The sequence below is a fragment of the Pseudomonas juntendi genome (genome assembly GCF_009932375.1).
Taxonomy (GTDB): domain Bacteria; phylum Pseudomonadota; class Gammaproteobacteria; order Pseudomonadales; family Pseudomonadaceae; genus Aquipseudomonas; species Aquipseudomonas juntendi.
This window is the reverse complement of sequence record NZ_BLJG01000371.1, coordinates 1-558: the sequence shown is the minus strand read 5'-3', so window position 1 is coordinate 558 and position 558 is coordinate 1. Positions and strand designations below refer to the sequence as shown.

General features: G+C 63.8%; 2 protein-coding genes. Both read left to right on the top strand.

Annotation, left to right across the window (positions count from 1 at the left end; translation table 11 throughout):
• Positions 1-147: FliM/FliN family flagellar motor switch protein (locus GYA94_RS26075; protein WP_047149769.1), on the top strand; the 147-nt coding region annotated here is incomplete at its 5' end.
• 47 nt (positions 148-194) lie between these two features.
• Positions 195-558: flagellar motor switch protein FliN (locus GYA94_RS26070; RefSeq protein ID WP_161893396.1), on the top strand; the 364-nt coding region annotated here is incomplete at its 3' end.

The window sequence follows — 558 nt, the reverse complement described above, 5'->3', positions numbered from 1 at the left end:
CACATGCAGCCTGGCGATGTGATACCGGTGGAATTGCCCGAGCACCTGGTGTTGCGCGCCAATGGCGTGCCGGCGTTCAAGGCGCGGCTGGGCTCGCACAAGGGCAACCTGGCGCTGCAGATCATCGACCCGATCGAACGCCGCTGACGGCGTGCCGGTCGCCCCTAACGAATTGAATGCCTGTCGAGGAAACCATGGCTAACGAAAACGAGATCACCTCCCCAGAAGATCAGGCCTTGGCCGATGAGTGGGCCGCCGCGCTGGAAGAGACCGGTGCTGCCGGCCAGGCGGACATCGATGCGCTGCTGGGCGGTGACACCGGCAGCCACAGCGGCCCGGGCCGCCTGCCAATGGAAGAGTTCGCCAGCTCGCCCAAGCCGAACGAAAATGTCAGCCTCGAAGGCCCGAACCTGGATGTGATCCTGGATATCCCGGTGAACATCTCCATGGAAGTGGGCAGCACCGAGATCAACATCCGCAACCTGCTGCAGCTCAACCAGGGTTCGGTCATCGAGCTTGACCGCCTGGCCGGCGAGCCACTGGACGTGCTGGTCAACG